Annotated in this window: 8 protein-coding genes; 4 read left to right on the top strand and 4 right to left on the bottom strand. The window is 70.0% G+C overall.

Annotated features, from left to right (window positions below):
• The 4 genes from AC1DWT_RS19705 to AC1DWT_RS19690 all read right to left on the bottom strand — a co-directional run.
• The coding region (locus AC1DWT_RS19705) for an IclR family transcriptional regulator (protein WP_477921884.1) at nt 1-541 on the bottom strand (541 nt) is incomplete at its 3' end.
• Between the two features lie 26 nt (nt 542-567).
• Nucleotides 568-1,863 (bottom strand): LLM class flavin-dependent oxidoreductase, encoded by a 1,296-nt coding sequence (locus AC1DWT_RS19700; protein WP_206012917.1) that lies wholly within the window; start codon nt 1,861-1,863, stop codon nt 568-570.
• 16 nt (nt 1,864-1,879) lie between these two features.
• A complete protein-coding gene (locus AC1DWT_RS19695) occupies nt 1,880-3,109 on the bottom strand; it encodes an acyl-CoA dehydrogenase family protein (RefSeq protein ID WP_206012918.1) in 1,230 nt (409 codons plus the stop codon).
• A gap of 28 nt (nt 3,110-3,137) precedes the next feature.
• Nucleotides 3,138-4,025, bottom strand: coding sequence for an LLM class flavin-dependent oxidoreductase (locus AC1DWT_RS19690; protein WP_095865856.1), 888 nt, complete (start codon nt 4,023-4,025; stop codon nt 3,138-3,140).
• 216 nt (nt 4,026-4,241) lie between these two features.
• Here AC1DWT_RS19690 and AC1DWT_RS19685 point away from each other — a divergent pair, with 216 nt between their 5' ends.
• The 4 genes from AC1DWT_RS19685 (at nt 4,242) to AC1DWT_RS19670 (ending at nt 7,448) form a co-directional block, all read left to right on the top strand.
• On the top strand, nt 4,242-4,634 hold the full coding sequence (locus AC1DWT_RS19685; RefSeq protein ID WP_206012919.1) for a DUF3592 domain-containing protein: 393 nt from the start codon (nt 4,242-4,244) through the stop codon (nt 4,632-4,634).
• Nucleotides 4,635-4,677: 43 nt separating this feature from the next.
• Nucleotides 4,678-5,595: an LLM class flavin-dependent oxidoreductase gene (locus AC1DWT_RS19680; protein WP_206012920.1), complete on the top strand. Its 918-nt coding sequence runs from the start codon at nt 4,678-4,680 to the stop codon at nt 5,593-5,595.
• Between the two features lie 150 nt (nt 5,596-5,745).
• Entirely contained in the window at nt 5,746-6,762 is a 1,017-nt protein-coding gene (locus AC1DWT_RS19675) for a methionine ABC transporter ATP-binding protein (protein WP_206012921.1), read from the top strand.
• Nucleotides 6,759-7,448, top strand: coding sequence for a methionine ABC transporter permease (locus AC1DWT_RS19670; RefSeq protein WP_206012922.1), 690 nt, complete (start codon nt 6,759-6,761; stop codon nt 7,446-7,448). The genes AC1DWT_RS19675 and AC1DWT_RS19670 overlap by 4 nt, the downstream gene beginning before the upstream one ends.
• The last annotated feature ends 33 nt before the right edge of the window (nt 7,449-7,481 follow it).

Below are 7,481 nucleotides of genomic sequence, written 5' to 3'. Positions count from 1 at the left end.
CGACGGAGAAGGCTGCGGCGTACCCCCGCCGCCGGACCCGTTCGAGGTCCGAGGGCACCGGCACCGAACTGCCTCGCCGGGCGGACGCCGTGCCGAACGCCAGAATCGCCATGCCCATCGCGCTGGTCTGCAGTGGCTGACGCGCCCCGGGCAGCTGATGCGTGCAGAACCGTTCGGGTGGGCGCGCGGAGAAGACGGTGACCGCGACATCGTCCTTCGCGACGCCGAGGCTGGCGGTCAGTTTCACCCGCGCGGCGAGCGAATACAGGTGCGGCGCGAACGCTTCGGCGTCGTGCCGCCCCAGCGACGGCACGGCGAGGGAGATCAGGCTCGGCCCCACCCGATAGCAGTCGGTGTGCTCGTCGCGTTCGAGCAATCCGCCGCGGACGAGGGCCTGCACGATGCGGTACGCGGTGCTGACGGCCAATCCGGTGCGGGCGGCGAGCGCGCTGACCGTCAGGTCGGTGGCTCCGCCCTCGAAGCAGGCGAGGACCGCGATCGCCCGCTCGACCGCCTGCGACCCCGACCGCGGTGAATTCACCAGGCCTCCTTACCGTCTGGACGCAGTCAGGCCGACCGCGCGGCTCCGTACTCGGGAAGCGGCACCGCGAAGCGGTCGCGCAGGGTCTTCTCCGCGTATTCGTGGCGGAACAGTCCCCGCTTGCGGAGCAGGGGCACCACTTCGTCGACGAAGGTGTCGAGGCCGGACGGGAACGCGTCGGGCATGAGGTTGAATCCGTCGGCCGCCTCGGCGCGGAACCACGCCTCGATGGTGTCGGCCACCTGTTCCGGGGTGCCGATGACGGCTCGGTGGCCGCCGCCGCCTTTCAGCTCGCGCAGGAGCTGGGCGACGGTCAGGTTCCGCTCACGCGCCAGCCCGACCACCGATTCGCGGAATCCGAGGGAACCCGAGAACGTCGCCGGGTCGGGCGGCCCGTCCAGCAGCGACTGCGGGATCGGCTGGTCGAGGTCGAGTTCCGCGAGCGGGACACCGAGCGTCAGACCCAGCCGGTCCCAGCCGAACCGGGCGGGGACGTGTTCGCGGAGCTGCTCGTGTCGAGCGATCGCCTCCGCTTCCGTCGAGCCGATGACGGTGATCAGCCCGGGCAGGATCTTCACGTCGTCCGGGTTGCGGCCTGCCGCCCGCGCCACGTCCTTGACGTGCTTGTAGTGCCTGCGCGCGGAGTCGAGCGTCAGTTCCGCGGAGAATACGCCGTGAGCGGTGCGTCCGGCGAGCTCGCGCCCGGCGGGTGATCCACCCGCCTGCACGAGCGGCGGCTGCCCCTGCTCCGACGCCGGAGCCCGCAGCACGCCGTCGACGTCGAAGAACTCGCTGTGGTGCGACACCGGGACACCGCTGCGAGCGCTCTCCCACAGCGCGGTGACCACACCGACGAACGCCTCGGCACGGCGGTAGCGGTAGTCGCGGTCCGGGATCTGGTCGAAGCCGAAATTGGCTGCCGCCGTCGGTGAATACGTGGTGACCACGTTCCACCCCACCCGGCCACCGCTGAGGTAGTCGAGGGAGAGGAAGCGTTCGGCGAGATCGCGCGGGTCGTTGAACGTGGTGGAGGCGGTCCCGATCAGCCCCAGATTCTCGGTGGCTGTCGCGACGGCCGCCAGGATCACCGACGGTTCGAGCGCCCGGGTCGGCTTGACCCGGGGGTTCTCCCAGAAGCCGGGACCGTCGGCGAGGAAGAACGCGTCGAGGGTGCCGCGCTCAGCGATCCGCGCGACCCTGGTGAAGTGGTCGAGATCGACGAACGAGTGGGCGTGCACGTCGTCGAGCGTCCACGCCCCGGGGGCGATGCCCACGTCGAGCACGTTCACGTTGAGCACCAGTTGGCGTCGGGAGCTACTCACGGCTTTGCCTTCCGAATCAGAAGAATCCGGTGTCGGGGAGCGGTGTCTCGTTGACCACGAGGTCGCCGATCACCCGCGCCTTGTACACCGTCGGGTTGTGGGAGAACAGGGTTCGCAGGTTCCGCCAGTGCCGGTCCAGGTGCGCGGACTCCCGGGTGGCCGAGGCACCGCCCACCTCGAACAACCGGGTGGCGGCCCGGAGCGCGACGTCCTCGATGGACACCTTCACCTTGGCGGCCAGGACCGCGGCGTCCTGCTCGAGCCGGGCGTCGACGCCGGACGTGCGGGCGGCGTCCGCGGCCACATCCTGGGCTGCGGCGGCCGCGCGGACCACCGACTCCGCCGCGAAGGCCGCCGCCGACAGCGTTCCGACGACCTCGAGCAACTGCGGGTCGTGCCGTGGTTCCTCGGCGGCGGCGAACACGAAACTGCGCTTGCGGCCGCGGATCAGCGCGGCGGACTCGGTCGTGACGGTGCGGAGGATGCCCGCCGCGATCGCGTGCAGGTACAGCTGAGGAAGCGCCTGACGCGGCCGGGTCTCCTCGTCGCCACCCCGGAACGGAAGGGTCTCGGACTCGGCGACGGCGACGTTCTCGAACACGGTCGTCCCGCTGCCGGTGTGACGCTGGCCGATTCCGTCCCAGTCGTCCTCGTGGACGATCCCCGCGCGGTCGGCGGGCACGATGGCGCTGAGTGCCTTTCCATCCGGGACGTTGGCGGAGACCCGGATGAAATCGGAGTACAGCGAGCCGGTGCTGTAGAACTTCACCCCGTCGAGGCGGTACCCGCCGGACTGCGGAGTCAGCGTGGATTCGAAACTGTAGGAGCCGACGGCGCGGGTGCTCAGTTCCGAGGACGCGCCGCCGAACAGCTTGCCCGACAGGACCTCCGGCAACCATGCGTCCTTGCGTTCGGTGCGCGGGACCCGCAGCAGTTCCTCGACGAAGGCGTAGTGGACGCGGATGATGTGCGGAACATCGGGATCGGCCTCGGCGAGGTCGATCACCAGGTCGAACAGATCCTGCAGGGTGTACCCGCCGCCGCCCTGTTCGCGGGGCACGCGCACGGCCCCGAGGCGGTGCTCGCGGATCAACTCGACGGCGCGGTGCGGTCCTTCGGTCCCGCCACCGGCACGCCGCCGCGCGGCGTCGTCGGCGATCTCGGCGATCACGGCCGCCAGTTCGGCGGAGCCGCGTGCGGGCGGGCGCACCGCCTCCGGCGCGGGTGCCTCGGATACCGCTGTCATGGTGAATCTCCTGTCTTCGGTGAAATGGTCAGCTGACCGGGAACGCGCTGCGGCCGCCGGACAGCACGGTCTCCGCCGTCTGCAGACCCAATCGGTCACGCAGGGTGGGCCGCGGGTCGTGGAGTGACGGGTCGCGCCGAACCGCGTCGAGCAGGGCGGGCAGATCGGTCGCGGTGAACCCTCGGACGATCACGCCGTCGGCTTCCGTCGCAGGTGGGATGCTGCCTGGTGTCCACTGCAGGTCGATGAGCAGCGCCTGGTCCCGGGCGGCGTCCGGGTCGAAGTGCGCCCGGTACCGGCGCACCGAGTCCTCGTCCGGAAGGATCACCGCGTCGGCGGTGCGCCGCGCCGCGACCTGTTCGGCCTCGGTCGCGGGGTGCCAGAAGACGGGCGGCTTGCGTTGCGGCGGTTCGGGAACATTGAGTGGGCCGGAGACGGAGAAGATCCCCGAGTGATCGATGTGGACGATCCGTTCGGAGTCCGCGAAGATGCCGCGCTCGGCGTCGTCGACGATGCTGTCGCCGGGCCAGCTCTCCCACAACTTCCGGACGACCGACACGGCATCGACGGCCGCGTTCACCGGGCCCGACCCGATCAGCCAGCCGGCCCTGCCGTGGGATCCGTGGTCGAGGGAACCGAGCCGGCGCGCGAGATTGAACGGGTGATCGCGGACGACGGCGCCGGCCACCACCAGTCCCACCGTGCTCGTGTGCCGGGCCAGGACGGTGGCGGCCACCGTCGCATCGATCCTCGGCTCCACCTCGTTCTTGTGGTCACCACCGAGAATGAGGAAGTCGATTCCCGACTCGTCGATGCTGCGCCCGAAGTCTTCTCGCCGCGCCTGCTGCCTCGGGTCGAGCACGTGCGTGACGACGGCGGCATCGAGGTGCAGCCCGACGACGGAATGTCGGCTCATGACGGTTCCCCTCTCCGCGATTGCCTTTTACCTTCCCAGAGCGTCGCGCCCGGGACGAGCATTGCGCTCAGTCTGATTGTGAGTCGTGAGCAATCGAAACATTCTGCTCCACAGCGGTACTCACCTGCGCTCGGTCCAGGTGTCGCATAGCGGTGTTCCGCTCACGCTGCGGGGAAGGCTGTACGACCCCACCGTCGCCGCCGTAACGTCGCCCGTGTGGTCACCGTCTGGATCATCGCGGGTGCGTTCCTCCTGTTCCGTGGGGTTCCGGGCGTCGTCGCGCTGTGGCGGTCCCGGTCGTGGACCGGGTCCGAATGCTCGGTCGTCGACGTACGACCCGCGGTCACCTACGCGTACCGGGTCGGGGGCGACGAGTTCACCGGCCGGCGAGAGACATTCGATCCCGGTCCGGGATCCGGTGCCGCCGCGTCCGGTGCCGGCAGGAACGAATTCGTTGCCGGACAGGTCCTCTGGCTGTGGTACGACCCGCAGGATCCGCGGTCCAGCGTCCTCCGGCGCAGTGCGTCCGTATCGATGTTGCTGGTCGCCCTGGGGCTGACGTCCCTCGCCCTCGCGACATCCACCCTCTTCTCAGGAGATGCCCCTTGACATCACGACAGCAGACCCTCGAACCGACACCGGGAGACCTCGGATGAGTGTGATCCAGCGCAGCAGGACCTTCTACGGACTCGCGCTCGGTGAGCACCTGCTCGTCGATGCCATCCGCCGCGGCCGGGTCGACGAACTCGCCGCGTTCGTCGACCGAACCGGGGCGGACTTCGTCCTCGTCGGTGTCGAACGGGTGTCGCGGACCGCTCCCCGCCCCACCGCGGCCCTGTCCCCCAGCGTGTCCGCCGCGGCGCTGATCGCCGCCACCGCCGACGTCGGTGTGTTCGTCACCGCCGTCCCCCACCTCGACCACCCGTACAACCTGGCTCGCCGCCTGGCCTCGCTGGACCACACCAGCCGCGGCCGCGTCGGCTGGCTCACCGGGGTGGAGGACCGGTCGGCGCCGGGCAACCTGGCCTCGGCGGGGGTATGGATCGAGCCCGGGCCGAGTCCCGCGGTGACGACGGACGCGATCCACGCCTCCCGCACACTGTGGGAGAGCTGGCCGGCCGACACGATCCGTGGACGCCCCGGCGACGTGCGGTTCGCCGATTCCGACCGCATCGTCTACGCCGACCACCAGGGGGTCTTCGACATCGCCGGCCCCCTCAACGTCCCGACACCGCCGCAGCAGAAGATTCCCGTCGCATGGTGGGCGGAGGAGGGCGACGACATCGTCTCCGCCGCCGAGGTTTCCGATATCGTCGTGCTGTCCGGCGGCGACGTCGACCGGCACGGCACGGCCGTGCGTGAGCGCGCCCTGCTGTTCGTCGTCGACGATCCCGACGCCACCGGCGTGGACGGTCACATCGCGACCGTCACCGACCTCGACGCCGGCTTCTCCGCATGGGCGCGACCGCCTCGGCCCCGCGGGTACCGGCAGCGGTCGCTCCGGGCGACGCTGCGGCTACCCGATCCGGCGGCTGCCCCGGCCCACCGCCGTCCGGTGTATCCCGGGTAGCGAGCGCACCTTCTGATCAAGTCGATTCTTACACATGACTTTCCGTTTACCCACGCCTATCGTTTCGGGAGCCCACTGGCCCACCCACAGGCCAGGACTCCCTCCCGGCGGCCGACCCGCGGTGCCGTCATCCGATACAGGTGGTGCAGCATGATCGAAGTCCGTTCCGTCACGAAACGATTCGGGAAGAGAGCCCGTTCCGTCGAGGTGCTCCACGACATCGACTTCACCGTCGGCACCGGCCAGATCGCCGCGGTGATCGGCCAGAGCGGGGCGGGCAAGACCACGCTGTCGCGCATCATCAGCCTGCTCGAGCGTCCGTCCGAGGGTCGCATCCTCCTCGACGGGACGGACGTCTCCGGGCTGTCCGAGCGGCGATTGCGGGAGCAGCGCCGCGCGATCGGCACGATCTTCCAGGCGTCGAGCCTCCTCGCCCGCCGGACCGCCGCCGAGAACGTGGCGCTGCCGCTGGAATTCGCCGGCATCGGCCGCACCGAGCGACGGGCACGGGTGGCGGAGCTGCTCGAGCGGGTGGGACTGTCCGACAAGGCCGACCTCTACCCCCGGCAACTGTCGGGCGGGCAGCGGCAACGCGTGGGGATCGCCCGCTCGCTGGCACTGGCGCCCAAGGTCCTGGTGTCCGACGAGGCGACGTCCGGACTGGACCCCGCCACCACCCGATCCATCCTCGCGTTGCTACGCGAACTGCGCGACGACCTCGGGCTGACGATCGTGCTGATCACCCACGAGATGGACGTCGTCCGCCAGGTCGCCGACGTGGTCACCGTCCTCGACGCGGGACGGGTCGTGGAATCGGGACCGGTGATCGACCTCCTGCGCGACCCCCGTTCCGAACTCGGCGTCGGGCTGCTCCCCGACCGTTCCCACATCACCGCGGAGGACCGGGACGTGCTGTGGCACGTCACCTACGGCTCCGACACCGTCCCCACCAACTGGATCGAGCGTCTCGGCACGGCGACCGGCCGGTCGATCGGGGTGCTCTCCGGGACCGTGGAGTCGGTCGGCGGACGCCCGGCGGGCCGGGTCACCATCTCGGTCGCCGGTGACCATCCGTCGGTCGGGGAGCTTCTGTCCTCGTGGGGCCTGCACGGGACACGGGTCGACGACAGCGCGTCCGCCCCGGCCACCGAGGAGGCGGCCGCATGAGCGCCGACAGCGTCGTCCTGGCCATCTCGACCCCCGTCGAGGAACTTCCCGAATTGTTCCTGCCCGCCCTGCAACAGACCGTGCAGATGGTCGGGATCACGGTGATCCTGGCGATCCTGCTGGGCACTCCGCTGGCGGTCATCCTGCACAACACCGCTCCCCGCGGGCTGTTTCCCAACCCGGCGGTCAACGCGGTCGCCGGTTGGGTGGTCAATCTCGGACGATCGCTGCCATTCCTGGTGCTGATGGCCGCCATCATCCCGTTCACCCGCTTCGTCGTCGGCACGTCGCTCGGGGTGCAGGCGGCGGCCGTACCGATGACGCTGGCCGCAACCCCGTACGTCGCGCGCCTGATCGAGAACTCGCTGCGCGACGTTCCGCCCGAAGTGGTGGAAGTGGGACGCGCGTCGGCCGGCTCGAACTTCCAGATCATCCGCAAAGTGCAACTCCACGAAGCGGTCCCGAGCATCATCGGTGCCCTGACGATCGCGTTGATCGGCATCCTCGACATGTCGGCGATCGCAGGCGCCGTGGGAGCCGGCGGCATCGGCAACCTCGCCATCGCCTACGGCTACAACCGATTCGACAACACCGTGATGATCACGACGGTCATCGCGCTCGTGGTGCTGGTCCAGGTCATCCAACTCGTCGGCGACCTGGCAGCCCGCCTCACCAACCGACGCTGAGCCTTTCACTCCCACCCAGATCAGAGGACTACA

The sequence above is a fragment of the Rhodococcus sp. P4_B6 genome (assembly GCF_056402215.1).
Note: the sequence above shows the minus strand (reverse complement) of the source record. Positions and strands in the feature narration are given on the sequence as shown.

Coding starts and splice junctions, on each gene's coding strand:
- AC1DWT_RS19695 (WP_206012918.1), bottom strand. CDS start 3,109: ATGACAGCGGTATCCGAGGCACCCGCGCCGGAGGCGGTGCGCCCGCCC.
- AC1DWT_RS19690 (WP_095865856.1), bottom strand. CDS start 4,025: ATGAGCCGACATTCCGTCGTCGGGCTGCACCTCGATGCCGCCGTCGTC.
- AC1DWT_RS19680 (WP_206012920.1), top strand. CDS start 4,678: ATGAGTGTGATCCAGCGCAGCAGGACCTTCTACGGACTCGCGCTCGGT.
- AC1DWT_RS19675 (WP_206012921.1), top strand. CDS start 5,746: ATGATCGAAGTCCGTTCCGTCACGAAACGATTCGGGAAGAGAGCCCGT.
- AC1DWT_RS19670 (WP_206012922.1), top strand. CDS start 6,759: ATGAGCGCCGACAGCGTCGTCCTGGCCATCTCGACCCCCGTCGAGGAA.